This is a genomic window from Viridibacillus sp. FSL R5-0888 (assembly GCF_038009105.1).
GTDB lineage: Bacteria > Bacillota > Bacilli > Bacillales_A > Planococcaceae > Viridibacillus > Viridibacillus arenosi.
The window spans coordinates 1874638-1891056 of the sequence record NZ_JBBPAU010000001.1; the positions used below are offsets into that span (position 1 = coordinate 1874638).

17 protein-coding genes are annotated in these 16419 nt (G+C 31.6%); 14 read left to right on the forward strand and 3 right to left on the reverse strand.

The window, feature by feature from the left end; genetic code table 11:
• Positions 1 to 46: 46 nt before the first annotated feature.
• The 5 genes from MKY02_RS09305 to MKY02_RS09325 all read left to right on the forward strand — a co-directional run bounded on the left by MKY02_RS09305 (position 47) and on the right by MKY02_RS09325 (position 4259).
• Positions 47 to 217 (forward strand): hypothetical protein, encoded by a 171-nt coding sequence (locus MKY02_RS09305; protein WP_168171831.1) that lies wholly within the window; start codon positions 47 to 49, stop codon positions 215 to 217.
• 95 nt (positions 218 to 312) lie between these two features.
• Positions 313 to 573 carry a hypothetical protein gene (locus MKY02_RS09310; protein ID WP_340711027.1) on the forward strand — a complete coding sequence of 87 codons (261 nt, stop codon included), beginning with the start codon at positions 313 to 315 and terminating at the stop codon, positions 571 to 573.
• Positions 574 to 1230: 657 nt separating this feature from the next.
• On the forward strand, positions 1231 to 2583 hold the full coding sequence (locus tag MKY02_RS09315) for a PepSY-associated TM helix domain-containing protein (RefSeq protein WP_038182654.1): 1353 nt from the start codon (positions 1231 to 1233) through the stop codon (positions 2581 to 2583).
• A gap of 301 nt (positions 2584 to 2884) precedes the next feature.
• The gene (locus MKY02_RS09320) at positions 2885 to 3121 is read left to right on the forward strand and encodes a hypothetical protein (RefSeq protein WP_038182651.1); all 237 of its coding nucleotides are present in this window, start codon (positions 2885 to 2887) and stop codon (positions 3119 to 3121) included.
• The gene (locus MKY02_RS09325) at positions 3114 to 4259 is read left to right on the forward strand and encodes a Ger(x)C family spore germination protein (protein ID WP_038182648.1); all 1146 of its coding nucleotides are present in this window, start codon (positions 3114 to 3116) and stop codon (positions 4257 to 4259) included. The genes MKY02_RS09320 and MKY02_RS09325 overlap by 8 nt, the downstream gene beginning before the upstream one ends.
• A gap of 383 nt (positions 4260 to 4642) precedes the next feature.
• Here MKY02_RS09325 and MKY02_RS09330 read toward each other — a convergent pair whose 3' ends face one another.
• The gene (locus tag MKY02_RS09330) at positions 4643 to 5044 is read right to left on the reverse strand and encodes a hypothetical protein (RefSeq protein ID WP_076035020.1); all 402 of its coding nucleotides are present in this window, start codon (positions 5042 to 5044) and stop codon (positions 4643 to 4645) included.
• A 339-nt stretch (positions 5045 to 5383) separates the two neighbouring features.
• On the opposite strand from MKY02_RS09330, the gene MKY02_RS09335 reads away from it, so the two are divergent.
• Both MKY02_RS09335 and MKY02_RS09340 read left to right on the forward strand, forming a co-directional pair.
• Positions 5384 to 5629, forward strand: a complete 246-nt coding sequence (locus MKY02_RS09335; protein WP_038182645.1) for a hypothetical protein — start codon at positions 5384 to 5386, stop codon at positions 5627 to 5629.
• Between the two features lie 613 nt (positions 5630 to 6242).
• Positions 6243 to 6737, forward strand: a complete 495-nt coding sequence (locus MKY02_RS09340) for a hypothetical protein (RefSeq protein WP_038182642.1) — start codon at positions 6243 to 6245, stop codon at positions 6735 to 6737.
• A 349-nt stretch (positions 6738 to 7086) separates the two neighbouring features.
• On the opposite strand, the gene MKY02_RS09345 is transcribed toward MKY02_RS09340, so the two are convergent.
• Positions 7087 to 8001 carry an EamA family transporter gene (locus tag MKY02_RS09345; RefSeq protein ID WP_038182639.1) on the reverse strand — a complete coding sequence of 305 codons (915 nt, stop codon included), beginning with the start codon at positions 7999 to 8001 and terminating at the stop codon, positions 7087 to 7089.
• A gap of 434 nt (positions 8002 to 8435) precedes the next feature.
• Here MKY02_RS09345 and MKY02_RS09350 point away from each other — a divergent pair, with 434 nt between their 5' ends.
• Positions 8436 to 9104, forward strand: coding sequence for a hypothetical protein (locus MKY02_RS09350; RefSeq protein WP_076035021.1), 669 nt, complete (start codon positions 8436 to 8438; stop codon positions 9102 to 9104).
• Between the two features lie 556 nt (positions 9105 to 9660).
• Positions 9661 to 10290, forward strand: a complete 630-nt coding sequence (locus MKY02_RS09355; protein WP_340711029.1) for a class I SAM-dependent methyltransferase — start codon at positions 9661 to 9663, stop codon at positions 10288 to 10290.
• Between the two features lie 494 nt (positions 10291 to 10784).
• On the opposite strand, the gene MKY02_RS09360 is transcribed toward MKY02_RS09355, so the two are convergent.
• Positions 10785 to 11975, reverse strand: coding sequence for an MFS transporter (locus tag MKY02_RS09360; protein WP_340711031.1), 1191 nt, complete (start codon positions 11973 to 11975; stop codon positions 10785 to 10787).
• A gap of 461 nt (positions 11976 to 12436) precedes the next feature.
• Between MKY02_RS09360 and MKY02_RS09365 the strand changes: the two genes are divergently transcribed.
• The 5 genes from MKY02_RS09365 to MKY02_RS09385 all read left to right on the forward strand — a co-directional run bounded on the left by MKY02_RS09365 (position 12437) and on the right by MKY02_RS09385 (position 16377).
• Positions 12437 to 13477, forward strand: coding sequence for a serine hydrolase domain-containing protein (locus MKY02_RS09365; protein WP_076035023.1), 1041 nt, complete (start codon positions 12437 to 12439; stop codon positions 13475 to 13477).
• 27 nt (positions 13478 to 13504) lie between these two features.
• Positions 13505 to 13927, forward strand: coding sequence for a GNAT family N-acetyltransferase (locus tag MKY02_RS09370; RefSeq protein WP_038182627.1), 423 nt, complete (start codon positions 13505 to 13507; stop codon positions 13925 to 13927).
• Between the two features lie 50 nt (positions 13928 to 13977).
• Positions 13978 to 14604, forward strand: a complete 627-nt coding sequence (locus MKY02_RS09375; RefSeq protein WP_340711033.1) for a GyrI-like domain-containing protein — start codon at positions 13978 to 13980, stop codon at positions 14602 to 14604.
• Positions 14605 to 14769: 165 nt separating this feature from the next.
• Positions 14770 to 14991: a hypothetical protein gene (locus tag MKY02_RS09380; RefSeq protein WP_038182623.1), complete on the forward strand. Its 222-nt coding sequence runs from the start codon at positions 14770 to 14772 to the stop codon at positions 14989 to 14991.
• Between the two features lie 165 nt (positions 14992 to 15156).
• A complete protein-coding gene (locus MKY02_RS09385) occupies positions 15157 to 16377 on the forward strand; it encodes a hypothetical protein (RefSeq protein WP_038182620.1) in 1221 nt (406 codons plus the stop codon).
• Positions 16378 to 16419 lie beyond the last annotated feature (42 nt).

Below are 16419 nucleotides of genomic sequence, written 5' to 3' on the forward strand. Positions count from 1 at the left end.
TGTTAAACAACTTTATCCAAAATAATGGAGTTAGGTAGGTAGAAAAATGGAGATTAGAAATTTTTTCTTAAAAAAAGAAGTTTTTGATTTAGGTGATTTAACAAATAGTCCATTATCTTACATAGGCGGAGTTAACAATGAATTTATGGTGGAAGTTGTTAAAAAAAATAAAAAGAAATATGTAGAAGCTGGCATGTTAAATCTAGAGGGGGGATAATTTTTAAAGTAGGATATAAAGAAATTGGGGGAATCCCAATTTTTGATGATTTAGCTACTCTATATGCTTATTATGTGAATGCAATAGAAGAATTCTTGGATGAAGAAGTAGCTAATTTTTATTATCCAAGTCAGCCAATAGAGGTTCGTTTAGAAAAAAATACAAATGGTAAAACGAAAATTTCAATTGATAATCAGGAATTACTCGTAAGTACAGATTTATTATTAAACATGATTTTATCTAATTCAGAGTCATTTTTTAAAATACTAGTTAATGAATTAGGTCTAAAAAAATACGTTTATGAACTTAAACAAATAGAACTTATCAAAGAGAAGTTAGTTTTGTTTTTTCTATAGGCTAATTCTTATTGTTTTATCAAATTTGTTAGTAATATTAAAAATACGATTTCAGAGAAAATAAGAAAAAAAAGGCATTCTACTCAATTTGAGAGTGGATCGCTTTTTTTGTTTTTATCCAATGATACTTGTAGAACCATCATGAGTTCCGTAATATTATCAGGGTATTGCTATTTGTGTGTCACTGCCTGTTACTGTATTATTCGTTTATTTTCCTTTCTATCAGTGACATTTAGACAGCTAGGTATTCATTATTTTATTTTTTGAGTTGAAATATGTTTGCTAATTGGTCGATTTAAAAGGGCCGGTCCAACTTTTCTCCTCTAAGATGATAAGTTTATGAAGATGAGCGATCGTCCAAAAATGGACATACTTATAGTTAGTATAATATTTTTTACGCTTAAAATCGATCAGACTTAAAGTTACGTACTAAAAGCAGCCAAGTATATGAAAAATAACCTGAAAGATGATTAGAGAGTAGTTAGTAATTTTTCTAGCCTTGATTCACAAACTATTTTTGTCAAGACTATTGAAATATTATCCATAAATTACTAGAGACAATAAATAAAAAAAGTTGAATAACTTCATTCAAATTTCACTTTTTTTTTATAGAATAGAATTGTTCTATAAAAAGGGATTATTTCTAGGAGGAAAGAAATGAATAAGGGTTTATATAATCGCTTTTGGCGATGGCATTTTTATGCTGCGTTATTTATTACACCACTACTACTTACTTTAACACTTAGTGGAATTGGCTTTTTGTTCTATACGAATGTTGAAAATAATGTATATGATGATTACTTCTTTGGTGATAGTACATATTCTGAACAGTTAACGATTGATGAGGGAATAGCTAAAGCTAAAGAACAAAATGAAGGATATTCAGTATCTAAAATCATAGTTCTTGACGACCCATATAATACACGTTTAACGATGGGAAATAAAGAAGGCGATGAAAAATATGTTTTCTTAGATGAACACAATCAAATCGTAGGAACCCAAAATGCGAAATATACATTTGCAAATATCATGCGAAATGTTCATAGTTCATTATTTGTTGGAGGAACAGTTGTCAATTATCTTGTTGAATTAGCTGCTTGTTGGGCTATATTCCTACTAATTACAGGTGTATACATGACTTTTAAAGGGAAGGTATTGAAGAAAAAACAAAATGCTTCCACTCGTCAAAAAAATAAGAAATGGCATGCACTTGTAGGAACAATTATTACTATTCCGATGCTTGTTATCATCCTTACTGGATTACCTTGGTCGGCTTTTATGGGGAATTTCATTTATATAGCCTCACAAGAGCACCCATCTATTGGTAATCCAGAAAAACAAGTAAACCCACCTACTTCTGATATGAGTGAAATACCTTGGGCTACTCGAAAAAATGCAGCACCGGCTTCTTCTAATGATGATCCACATGCACTTCACAAAGGTATGAATATGTCTGGTATGGATATGTCTGATAATGAAAATATGCTAAATGTCCATCAACTGATGCTAAAAGTAGAAGATGCCAATATTTCTAAGCCATATTCTATTATTTACCCTTCTGATGAAGAGGGGGTATATACTGTTGCTAAAAGTAGTAACACTGGTGTAACTGGATTAGATGTTAGTCCATACGATGAAATGACATCATATTTTGATCAATATAGCGGGAAGTTAATTTCTAAAGCGGGCTATGAAGACTATGGTATCTTAGCTAAGTGGTTTACTTGGGGAATTCCTTTACATGAAGGACATTTATTTGGATGGCCAAATAAGATTATCAATTTGATTGTATGTCTTGCCTTTGTTTTCGTTATTTTTTGGGGTATTAAAACTTGGCTTTCTCGTAAAAAGAAAGGTGAATTTTCTGCACCACCTAGTACATCAAAAGGTACTTCTATTGGATTTATAATCATCATGATTTTGCTGGGAATTGCTATGCCACTATTCGGTATCTCACTACTTCTAGTATTACTAGTAGAAACGTTCATGTTAGTAAAACAGAAGATATAAAATACGAATATCAATTCCTGAACATTGAAGTGAAAAAAATTGATGTACATTTACTAACTATTTTCGATTTATGGATAACATAGTAACCGAAAGAATTATTAATATAGATATAGAAAACCTTCAAAGTTAATAACTTGAAGGTTTTTTCTATTTTACGAAGATTTTTAATTGATCTACCAGGATACAATTAGTAGTAAAAAAAATCAGCAAATGAAACATTATAATTTCCTACTTATAATATTCCTTGTTGTTGGTGATAACTAACAAATAATGAACAATTCTTTATTGCAGGAAAATAATAATGCAGAAAGTAGTGAGTGGGATGGAGCATGCCAAAGATTCAATAGATTTTAATGACTTGAGACAGTCATTTTCGAAGTCTGAAGATGCTTATTTTCTTTGGTTTACACTCAATTTAAAAAGACCAATGAATAGCTTCATTGATGATATATCGAGTAGAGTAAAATTCTATTATAGACGTTCAGCTATGTTAGTCCCTCAAGAAAAATTACGTCCAAAAGAAGCCGCAAATGAATAAAGGAATATTAATATTAGTTATTATGCTTACGACTCTCCTCACAGGTTGTTGGGATGTAAACGCACCAGAGAGAATGTTATATATTCATGGTATGGGCTTGGATTATAAGGACGGGAAGTATGAGGTATATGCCCAAATAGTTGATTTCACTAATACTGCGAAAAATGAACAACCAGTCACTAATGTTCCACAGGCTGAAGTAGGGCATGCTTCAGGTAAAACCATTAATGAAGCGGTTTTTAATTTATATCATTCAATGGATGAACAGGTTTTTTGGGGTTTTTTTTCATATGTTATATTATCTGAAGAAGTATTAAAAAACGGAAGATCTAATCAAATTATTGACGCTTTTATTCGATATAGAGAAACGAGATATCAAATATGGGTTTACGGTACTAAGGATCCAGTGAACGATATACTTTTAACTACTCCAAATATTAACAAATCGATAATTTTATCAAAATTAGGAAATCCTGAAAACTCATATGAACAAGAATCCTTTATTAAACCTATTAATTTTCGAACATTGATAATCGGACTAAATGAACCAAATCATGAAATAGGTATACCCTTCGTTACTATCAAAGACTGGGAAACAGAAAAAGAAACCAAAAACGAAGCTGATTTATTGGGAGTTGGAATACTCTCTCCTAAAGAGTTTAAAGGTTTTATACCAGCTGAAAAGTCACGAGGATTACAATGGATGACAAATGATACTAAGAGGGGGGAAGTTACGGCCAACGTAGGTTCAAACGAAGAACTACACTTCACAGTTGTAGTAGACAAAGTAAAAGTAACAGTGAAACCAATTATTAAAGATAAAGTGAAGTTTAATGTTCGTATAAAATTGAATTTTAATATTAGTGAGTTTAAGGACAAAGTATCAATCGATGAAATTAAAAAGGCGGTAATAAAGGGAGTTAAAAAAGAAGTTAAAGATACTTATGAAGAGGGATTAGAAAATGATGTAGACATCTATCGATTATCAGAGTACTTATATCGTAAAAATATAAAGGAATGGAAAAAGTTACAGAAGAACGGGAAAGTTGAGTTAAATGAAGATTCGATCAATATCAAAGTTGAAATTAATAAAATAAAAGCACAGAGAAAATCATTTAAAGAAACAATCGATAAATAACAGAAAAATTGAAATTTGATGTCATCTTTGTAATAAAGCTCGTATACTTAAAATGGGTTTGTCCATAACTTTTAATGTGGCAAGAGCCACATTGGTTGTTCATAGAATGAATCAAGAATAACCGATTTTATCTTGATTATGTTCAGCAAATTGAAGGAAACATGTTATTTAGGGGACTACTTCAGCTAGAGGTTGAAAGTGAACGAATTGCAACAGTTGCATGGACTGAAACAAACGATACAGTCTATCTAAATATGTTTGCTATTCCTGCTTTATGACCGTATACAGATTCAATTTCATGCGTTCTTTCAAGTAGCGAATATACGAAATGCTGATATTCTAAGACAATAATAAAAGAGGTCTTAGGTTTGTAAATTCTTAAATCACCAATTTAAAATGACCGTTAGCCCGCAACAACCATTCTCAGTCAAATTAATTCGAATACTGTCTGGTGTATATTTAGTATCGAATGTAATGGTAATTCCTGTTGAAGAGATTAATCTGTCGACTTCAGTTTTATTTGAAAGTTGTGCAGCGTTTATTAGATCATGTGCAAATTTCTCTGAAACTGATATCTTATCTACAAGCAGATGAGCTTGTTGCATAATGTTTTGTATCTCTTTTGCTGAAGTCTTAAACTTATGTGTATTTACAGGGGGAAATGGGCTGGTGTTTGTTGGCATTGCTAATTGTCTAGGGATTTGAGTAGATGAAGAATGATTTGCCATGACCCACTGTGGATACTGATTTGCATAGAGAACATATGGGTAAGGACTGTAATACAATTGGATTCCTCCTAACTAAAAGTGTGTATCTTATCTTATGAATTAGAACGATGTTAGGTGTAAGTTGTAAAATTTCATCGGATTCAAAATGTAAAATATTCCAATGAAATTAAAGAGAAGAAGGCCTGCTGGGAACAGTTTCGTAAAAAGAAATGGTATGAAAAAACCGCTATCTATGGAAGTTTCGATAGCGGCTTTTTTCCATTAATATAGAATTTTGCACGTCTGGAGTTTTTATAGGTCTATCAAAGGCGGGCTTTCTTTTTTTATTACAGTATAAAGTGTACAAAGAAAAACAAACTAATACAGTAATAATTAAATGAATGAGGAGGTCAATTAATGGCAGATCAAAATGTCCCAAAGTCTAATGACAAATCAAACAGTGCGGCAAGAGTACAGAGCATGATTGAAAATACGGAAAAAAATATTCGTGAAGCTGAAATCAGTATGGAATTTGCTGGTGAAGAAGAATTAGTAAATCTACAAGAAAAAAACCAACGTCGTAAACAAGAACTATATGTCAAGAAAAAGGAAATGCAAGACAAAGCTGAAGCAGAAGCAGAGGGTAGAAAAAATGAATTTTAAATAAGAGAATGGAGGCTGAGATACTAGTATTTTATATACATTTATCTCAGCTTTTCCTTTACTAATATTGTTGGAATAATTATATCTGAAAGGATGGATTTCCATGAAAGTCATAGATGTCTAGTGGAATTGGAGATGAAAGCTTTGAAAAAAACATGGACGTTTTGATTTGTAAGGTTGGATTCTACGAAGATCTGTTAAAAGGGAATAAATACGAATAAGTACTTTACCCAAATGAAGAATTGTTGAAAGAAGATCAATTCCTCTCTTTATATTGGAGTTGTTAAAGATTTTTTATGTCTTTACAATATTTGTATATACTAATTTACTTTTATTAGATAAAATTATCAGAATAGATACTTTTTTCGAGTGTATATTGATAATTAAAATACGTTTTAAAATTAAGTCCGAGTAATTTTATAAATTTAAAACGCTCTCAGATGATTCGAGAAAGAAGATAACGGGTATAGGTAATTGAAGAGAGGGTGATAAATTTGATTGCGAAACATTTCTTTATAATACAAAATCTGATGACTAAATAATATTTACATATGTTATTAAAATAAAAAAACAAGCTTATCATAAATAAATAATCATTAGTGAGGTGGGAATATTGCTTGATATAGATTTAGGTGTAATCAGAAAAATGAAAGTTAGTTTTTATCCTTTTGAGAGTACAAAGAAAATTGGTGAAGTAAGTGAAATCGACGAGAAATACTATTTGATTATAGGTATTGAGTGTTTTGAGATTACGCAAGAAAAAATGATAGAGATAGTTTATATAGTTCAAGATCTAAGTAAAAATCAATTTATACCACACGATACAGAGTTTAAAAAAACTAGGGCTAGAGATGAAATAGAAGTAAGTATTCAGTGTGAGTTTAATGATCCGCGTATATACGATTTTAAGTTAGGGAATATATTACCTGTAACTATAAACCAAAATAGATACTTTTATAGATTGTTAGAATATACGGGTGTTGATGTTATAGAATCGAATATTAAGTTAAGTGCGATAATGCGTCCTATTGTACCTGTTAATTATAAAGATGCCAAAGCGATATTTAGAAAAGAACGTATGAGGAAAATGGAATTTGAAGTTTTATAAAGGAAGAGTAAAATACATAAAATGCATTTGTCCTATAATCTATTCTTTGAGTTTATTATTTTGAATTAGTTCGTTAATGGATTAGAAGGGCTATCTGAAAATGGTTGGTCTTACCAACAATACGGATGATTTGATTGAACTGGTACAGTGCCCAGAGAATTTTCGGGGAATACATATGAGGCTTTATGTTTGATTGTTTCTGTAGAGAAACTGAAATCATGATAACTATTGTTTAATATATTTTACATCAAATAAAAAGAATCCATTTTGAAAAGGTTTGATCAAAATGGATTCTTTTTTGAAAAAATCAAAAGTTGATTTTAGTTTGTATAACTTTATAGATACCTACCTAAAGTTCTGTAGTTTCTTCACGAAAACGGATTTGTTTCTTCTCTTTTTGTACTTGTAACATTTGAGGTATGAAAATTCCGGATAAAATACAAATGATTCCAATCCATTGTAAAGGCGATACGACTTCATGAACAAGTGTAATAGAAGCAATAACTGCTGTTGGTAGTTCGACAGCTCCTAAAATTGTTCCAAGGCCTGTCCCTACTTTTGGTACACCAATGGAAAAACAAATGACTGGTATAACAACACCAAAGAAACCAAGGATTAATGCATATTTCCATAATCCAGCCTGCAGTGTACCATCAATCAAGTATGTCGGAGGAAATACTAAGCACACAAAGAGTGTTGCACTCGTTGTCATAAGAAAGCTTTTTGAATAGATTGGAACTTCTGTAGAAACACGTCCACTTGCAAATATATATAAGGAAAAAGTTATAGCTGCTAGTAAACCAAAGATGATTCCTTTTATAGATAATTGTTGTCCTAAACCATCAAATACCCCCCCAGCAAACACCGTTCCTACAAATAAGATGAGAATGGACAATACCTTTTCACGACTTGGAAAAGTTTTATTAGCAATTGCTTCAATTAGAACGCCCATCCATGTGAATTGAAATAACAACACAATAGCAATGGATGCAGGTAGTTCTTTTACAGAAAGCCCGTAAAAAATACTTGTTAAACTCATTGTTGTCCCAACTGCTAACAACGATAATATATTTTTTGAGGATACTTTGTAACGAGAAAAGGTAATAACAAGTAATAATAGTCCAAACCAGCCAAATACATATTGTCCACCTAAAAGTTCAGGAAAAGAAAATCCATTTAAAAATCCAATTTTAAGAATGGAAGATAGGACTCCATAGCTACAGGCACCTAATAAAACCACTAAAGAAAACTTCAATTTATTCAAAAAATCCCTCCAAAAAATAAAAAATCCCGTCGTCTATTTATAGACGACGGGCGAATGAAACAGAGTTAAAACTCTACAAAATTCCGCCACTCACGAATTCGTGTGAGTTTGCGTATCAAATTATGAAAATTGTATATAAAAGTTTGCTAGGTGTCAACAACTATTTTGGCATGATAAAATAGGGTGAAGTTATTTGGCACTAGTTTATGTTACATTTTCCTAGATAATAAGAGTTGAATTTTTTTAATTTTATCCGATTTGATAGGCTTTTAGGAGAGTGTTAATAAAAGTTTGATTTAATATCATCTGTCTTGAATCACTAGATAATGATGAATGGTTACGTTGTACAGTCATTTCACATTTTTTGTTGTTTCTGAGTATCCTAATGAAAGAACCTAATTTAGGGTTCCATAAATTAAAGGAGTGAATGTACAGTGTACCCTTATTCAAATGGGTTCTACTCGTATCCTGGAATAGCGAATTATAACCCTCCATACTCACAATATACCGCATCCCTTAGACATTTTTTGAACCAAAATTCAAACTATAATGCCTCTCGTTGCATCAGTAAAGCAGCAGCTGATTATATAAGTATGAATCGGTTACTTTGGATGGAGCATGTCAACTGGACCAGGATGACTATTATAAGCATTGTTTTTGGTTTGCCAGATTTACCATTTGTACAAGATCGACTTTTACAAAATGCTACCGATTTAGGGAATTGCCTCCGTCCTTATTATGGTGACAAAATCGCAGATCATTATACTGAGCTAATGAAAGAACATTTAGTAATAGCCGCACAATTAGTTACTGCTGCTGTAAAAGGTGATACAAAAACAGTAGATGCTAAAGAGAAAGAATGGTATCGTAATGCAGATGAGATCACATCTTTTTTAAGTAGTATAAATCCATATATAAATAAAGAAGAATTACGAAAAATGTTTTATTCACATTTAGCCTTAACTAAAAATGAAGCAGTTACTATGATTCAGAAAAACTATAAATTAAATATTGAAGTTTTTGATAAAATCGTAGCAGAAGCATTGGAAATGTCAGATATGATTTCAAAAGCTATTATCATGCAATTTCCTTATCGATTTTAGAGTTTACTCAGATTAGGATGCTCTCCAAAGATATTCTTGGAGGGTATTTTTTATTTTCATCAAAACAACAAGAAGGGAGGCAGTCTATCACTTAAAAATCAACATCTAACTCTGTCAATTTTAACCGAACTATATAGTTAACAATAAAACATCAAAAACCTAACGATTTGCAAATTTTTATTTACAGCTACTTACAAGATAGACAAGCCATAACAAAGGACCTCGGACAGTTGAAAGTTGATAATTCCCATTGAGGATGAAGAATTTACAGTCTCAGATTAAGCGTAGTATTCAGCTATCAAGAGCTTCAAAATAGCTAGCTATATTTTTTTTACTTAAGAGATCGATTTATATTAATTGCAGATATAAAGAATCTGTAATATACTTGTTTGAATTAAAAAGACTATGTATTAGTTGCCCTATTTTAATATAAAAGAACTGGATTGGGGGAATCCTCATTTATTGGAGTTTAGGCATATAGACATTACTTGAAATTAACATGAGCGTCAAGCAAAATTGCATCCCAATTAAAATAAAACATAAAGGAGATAGAGATATGACGGGATTTTGGGAATCAAGTTTTATAGAAAAACAAACGATGTGGGGATTTGAACCTACAGACTCTGCAATCGTGACAAAGGACTTTTTCCTTGAAAGGAATGTTAAGGACATACTGGTACCAGGTATTGGATATGGAAGAAATGCAAAGGTTTTTATTGACAATGGAATTAATGTAACAGGTATTGAGATTTCAAAAACTGCAATTGATTTGGCGAGGAAAAACGGACTTGATATTAGTATTTTTCATGGTTCAGTAATTGACATGCCTTTTGATAAAAAACGTTATGACGGTATATTTTGCCATGCACTTCTTCACTTATTGAATAATCGTGAGAGAGATAAGTTTATTAAAGATTGCTATAATCAGTTAAAGCCAAATGGATATATGATTTTTACAACTGTTTCAAAAAAAGCCCCAATGTTTGGAAAGGGCAAGCAATTGGATAAAGACTATTTCGAGATAATGGAAGGCGTAAAAATGTTTTTTTATGATTCTGATTCCATAAAACAAGAATTTGAAAAATATGGACTAGTAGAGTTTTCAGAAATTGATGAACCAAATAAAAACATGAAAATTAAACCTCCAGTAAAATTTATAATTGTAAAATGTAAGAAAGAACTATAAATATATTCAGACAAAAAAACAAAAGTAGTAATTTGTTAGCGGATAGGATGTCAGTATACTCATCTATTCGCCGAGACTTGCAATTGGTAGAGAGATTATATGAAATACAAAATGATATTGAAGGAATAGAGGGGGATTTTAACTAAATATACTAGTTTAGTAGAAGATCATTGAGCTGTTCATACAGCTCTTTTTATATTCAACAAAAGGGGCAGGTTAGTTAAATAAGGTGTTTTTTAATCTAATTTTGCAAAGTAATAAAGAATATTAGTTAAAATTGTATAGAATAGTTACTGTTAATATAAAAGCGAAATCGAATCATAGTAATGGGTATTTGTTAAAGAAGTATCAAAGAACAACTAAACGTCTTTGATACTTCTTTTTTTCAGTTTTATATAAAAGAATTACTGTAATATCATTAATTATGGCATGGGAAGATTTTGGTTCTTTTGGAGATACCATAGGAAGCATGTCAAGCGTTTGTTGCTTTCATTTTAAGCTGTTTTCTTTTGTTTTTGATCTAAAAGGTGACTAAGGAAAGTTAAGAGACTTGCACAGACTGCAACTATCCCACCGACCCAAGTAACATTCATTAAATTCCCTTGATGGTATACAATTCCGCCTAATGCGGAACCAAAGGCAATTCCTACGTTGCTTGCCACTGGCATAAGTGAAGCAGCGAGTCCTGTTGCTTTTGGCTGATAAATTCCTGCGAGGTCTATTAAATAAAGCTGAGTAGATGTTGTTAAGAGGATGGCCATTAACGACATCAATCCAATGTTTACCAGTCCTAAAATAAAATGATTTGTAGTCCAAAATAAACTTGTCAGAACAACTGCCTGCACAAGAAAAACAAACCGAAGGCGACCAATGGCATTGTGGCTAGCAATTTTACCGGCAAGGATATTGCTGAAAATCGAGATAAATCCGTACCCAAATAAGACTAAACTAATTGAATGATTTGGTACTTCCATTCCCTTCAAGATAGGAACAAGGTACGTAAAGACGGCATAAGTTGCGCCAAATCCGAGAGCAGGAATGAAGAAAGCCATCAAAATTCTTGGATTTGTCATTAAAGAAAACTGATCCCGTATAGAACTGCGTATTTGGCTGAGTCTATTAGGCAGGACAAAAAAGGATGCTAGAAAAGCCAATCCTCCTAGGAAAGTAGTTAACATGAAAGTGGCATTCCAACCGTACGATTCGGCGATGACAATACCAATTGGCACTCCAACGACATTTGCAAGTGTGAAACCGCCGAAAACGAATGATATAGCAAGTCCTCGTTTTTTAACCGGCATGGTTTCACTTGCAACAATCATGGCTAGAGAGATTAATACTCCTGTTACAATCGCTGTCATAATTCGAAGTACAAGGAGAGTGAAGTAGCTCGTCGAGAATACACACAAAGCATTCAGGACGATGAAAGATCCTATCAAAAACAACATCCATTTACGCTTTGGAAAATGACTTGTTGCTGACATCACTAGTGGTGTGGCGATGGCAAACGTAATTGCAAACGCAGATACGAGTGTGCCTGCTTTTGCATTTGTTATAAGAAGGCTCGAGGAAATATCGGTTAAGATTCCGACAATTACAAATTCGCTTGTCCCTAGAACAAATGTTAATAAAGAAAGTGTTAAGATGAGCAACCAATGTCGCTTGGATAATTTTGTAGAGTGCATAAGTACCTCTTCTCTTAGATGAATGTAAATTTGTCACATTGTAGATAAATGACCTAAACATCATACCATAAAATATTTTTGCGAGAAAAACACTTACTTATTAAATAGAGGTTAATGAATTACCGGAATCAACAACGCAACGAGAGTTAGCAGAAAACTATTTAAGAAAGCACATTTCTCTTGATAATCTATTGATAGCATTATGTATTAGGTAAAGATTTCATACATTATAAAAAAAGATAAAGAATATACTTGAACGCGTCCACTTGTTGCGTAGGAGAGATTATGAAGGAATCAACTCAACGGGGGCTATTGTGGAAAATCATTGAGTTACTTAGGAAGCACATTTTTATTATTGCACTTAAGCAGTATGTTAATTAAATATTTTTTCCAAATACATACAACAGAACGTACATTCGTGTTACAATTTTATTGATAAAACTATTGTAGGGGGGATCAATATGAAATTAAAAAATTATAACATCGAAGAACAAATGAAATATTATAATGTCCCAGGTATTAGTATTGCATTGCTTGAGAACGGTCAAATTAGCGGAACCGAAAATTACGGTTTACTAGAGGTAGAAAGCGATAGAAAAGTAAATGAAAATTCTATTTTTAGTTCGTGTTCCATTAGCAAGTTCTTAACAGGAATGATTGCAATAAAGCTAATAGAGGAAGGACTTTTTGACTTAGATGAGGACATAAATACTAGACTTGTATCGTGGAAATTACCAGAAAATGAATTCACTAAAAATAAAAGCGTTACATTGAGAAATTTACTTAGTCATCAATCTGGGATAAAGGACCCAGAAGGTAGTTTTTCTGAACTAAATTCAAAAATAGGTATTCCTTCGATGGTTGAATTATTAGAGGGGAAAACGCCTTATTGTAAAGCTCCTATTATAGTACATTGTGAACCAGAGAGTGAATTTCACTATTCAGATGCAGGTTTTTGTATTGTTCAGCAACTAATTGAAGATGTTACTGAGAAGCCATTTTATCAAGTAGTGAATGAGTTAATATTTAAGCCAATAAGAATGAAAAATAGCCATCTAGATACAACAACAATGTTAGAGATGGATAAAAAAGAATTTTCTTGCGGTCATAATAAAAACGGTGAATTGGTAGATGGTAAGTATCCTATATATCCTTATCCAGCAGCTTCTGGATTATGGACAACTTCTTTAGATTTAGCTCGATTAGTTCTTGAGCTACTGAATGCGCTAAAAGGAGAAAGTAAAATTAGCATTTCAGAAAGATTAGCAAAAGAAATGATATCACCTCAAAAAGGTAAGAGTTGGACTGGATTAGGTGTATTTCTTGAAGACTCTGAAAGAGAAATAAAAATTACATCACTCGGTTGGGGCGTAGGCTTTCAATGTATGATGGTAGCATTTTCAAACCTAGAAAAAGGTGCGGTTATCATGACGAATGCAGAATTAGGTGTTCATCAAATGGAAGGAATTATAGGAAATATATATAAATCACTTATGCTATAAAAAAACGGTATTTACAGGGGGAGAAAGATGCAAATAGCTTTAGCGAATCCAACTCATATCTTTGAAGTTGTGCATTTCTTTAACGTAAATTTAGATCGTAAAAACAGTGCAGTTTTTTCTGATGAGTTTTTTTGTCCTCTTGGAATTAAAGCAGCTATAAGAAGAAAGCAAATGATAGTGGCAACAGTAGAAGGTCAAGTAGTAGGAGCATTTCGGTTTTACCGTAAAAAAACACAAAATAAAATTTCTTTGTATCAATTTGCGATAAGCGAGGTTTATCGTGGTCAAGGGTTGTTAAAAAAGATGTTAAATACGATTAATGATTTACCAATTGTTGCACTATGTCCGACTGATTCCAATTTTAATGAGTATTATTATAAATCAGGTTGGAAATTACAAGAACAAAGTGATGTGTTCAAAATCTGGGTTTTTAGTAACGAAGGACGTTGAAGTAGTACTCAAACATAATGAAAATAATATATAGAGGGGAACAAAAACTATTGAAATACGAATGGAGAAAACAAGAGAAGAATTTATATATCCCAAAACAAAAACCTGAACTTGTAACAATTCCAGAACAGAAATTTTTTTTGATAAAGGGAAAAGGAAATCCAAATGAGCACGAATTCGCTGAAAAGATAGGTGTACTTTATTCTTTGGCTTATGCGGTCAGAATGATGCCGAAGCAAGGATACACTCCAGATGGTTATTATGAATATACTGTATATCCATTAGAAGGCATTTGGGATTTAACAGAAAAGGGAAGGGAATTGGATACATTAAATAAAGATGAATTATTATATACTATTATGATAAAACAACCAGATTTTGTAACAACTGAAATAGTAGAGAGAGCATTTGAAAACGTAGAAAAAAAGAAACCACATCCATTCCTAAATGATGTAACGTTCGATATATTTCAAGATGGTTTATCTGTTCAGATGCTTCATATTGGTCCATATGATGACGAGCCTAAAAGTTTTGAATTAATGAATGAATTTATAAAAAATAATAATCTTGAAAGAACTTCATTACAACATAGGGAAATATATCTTTCAGATTTTAGAAAAGTTGAACCTGCAAAGTTAAAAACAGTTTTGAGATACAAGGTTAAGTCAATAGAATAGCATAATCTCTTAACTCATAATAAACATTTATTATTGAAATATATGAAGGATTGTAATTAAACAAACGGGAGCGATGATCCAAGACGGATTAACGTTCTTCTTTGTTGAAAATTCAACTAAAGAGGCGGGATAAGAAGAACGAATAAGTTAAATGGAGGTAGGGAAATGTTGTTATTATGGCAACTTTCGTTATCTATCTCAATTGTAGCTTTATTGGTAGGTATTATTAAAAAATACTGGGTATTCTTACTAATTAGTACGATTACATTCATACCGATAGCATATTATTTTTTAGGGGCAAATAATGCTTGGAAATATGTTGGTTTGACTCCAGTCATACTATTTGTTCTAACGATATTAATTTGGTTCATAAGTAAGAAAAAATGAAGACAATTAAAAGGGAAATCTAAAGCGTTTGTTTCAACGTGAACAGTCGCTTTTTTATTATAGCAACAAGTTAGTTCAATAAGGCACCTTTCAAAGAAGGATAAATAACTTCTCTTATAGAATTTATATCATGGTAACTGCATTAAAGGGAGGGAAATAATACCTATGACGAACTATTTAAATCGAATAATACAAGAATTAGTAGAAGAAAATTTGGAAAATTATTGGCCAGGTTTTGAAATGGTTGCTTATGCCTTATATGATAATTGTAATGTTTATTTATACAATCATCCTAAATTTAAAGGAAATAAACAAAATACATATCAAATTTTAAAACGAGATGAACAGTTTAATGGTTGTACACTAATCCTCTATGAAGAATATCCAACAGCAATTGTAGATCTTCAATTGTATGGGGACTATGAAAGTTTGTTTTCTATTCTCGTACACGAATTATTTCACGGTTATCAATATATTAAGGGGGAAAATAGATTTCCTGATGAATTACTAGGAGTCACATATCCTTTATCAAATGAAAATGTGCAATTAAGAAATCTAGAAAGAATGAATCTATATAATGCGTTGTTAGAAAAAAATACGCTTAAGAAGAAAGAATATCTTAATACTTTCATTGAGCTAAAAGAAAAAAGAGCAGCAATAATTAATGACTATCTAATATATGAAAACTTAATTGAATCCGTTGAGGGACCTGCGTGGTATGTGGAATTAAAAGCTTACGAAGAGAAAAGCTCACTAGAATATGGTTCAGTTTTACAAAACTACGGACAATCCTTAATAAATAAATATGAGTCTACTTCTAATATAAGAAGAAGCTGTTATAGTTCAGGTTTGTTTATGTGTTTATTACTAGATGAGTTATCGCCAGGTTGGAAAGAAGATTTTTTTGGAACAGAGGAAACATTATATGATTTTTTCAAACGACTCTCAGCTAACTTTATAAAAAGTAATCTAATTGATTACAGAGAAATCGAAATAAGCTCAGAAACTGAGGAAGTAATAATTTTTGCATTAGAAAATAGGAAGAAAGAATTTAAAAAGTTTAATGAACAAAAAGGAATCCTTCTAAGTATAGAGGGAGAAATAACTGCAAAATCTTTTGACCCAATGAATATTATTTTCCTAGAAGAAAAGCTTTTACATAAAAACTTTATTAAGGTAAGAATTAACAATGAAGACTATCTGATACAACAACATGTTATTACTGATTTTAAAGGTAGGCTTCAAGACATAAAAAAATTACATTTAATTTTAAAGGATAAACCCATCGAAAATATTGATTCGCTTGTAGTAGAAGGTGTCGGGGAAATAAAAGGGAGATATTTAAAAAGGGAAAATAATTACCACTTATTTGTTAATAAATATTAATCTTAATTTACTTCTTTAAGTAACAAGGACGTATAGGCAGCT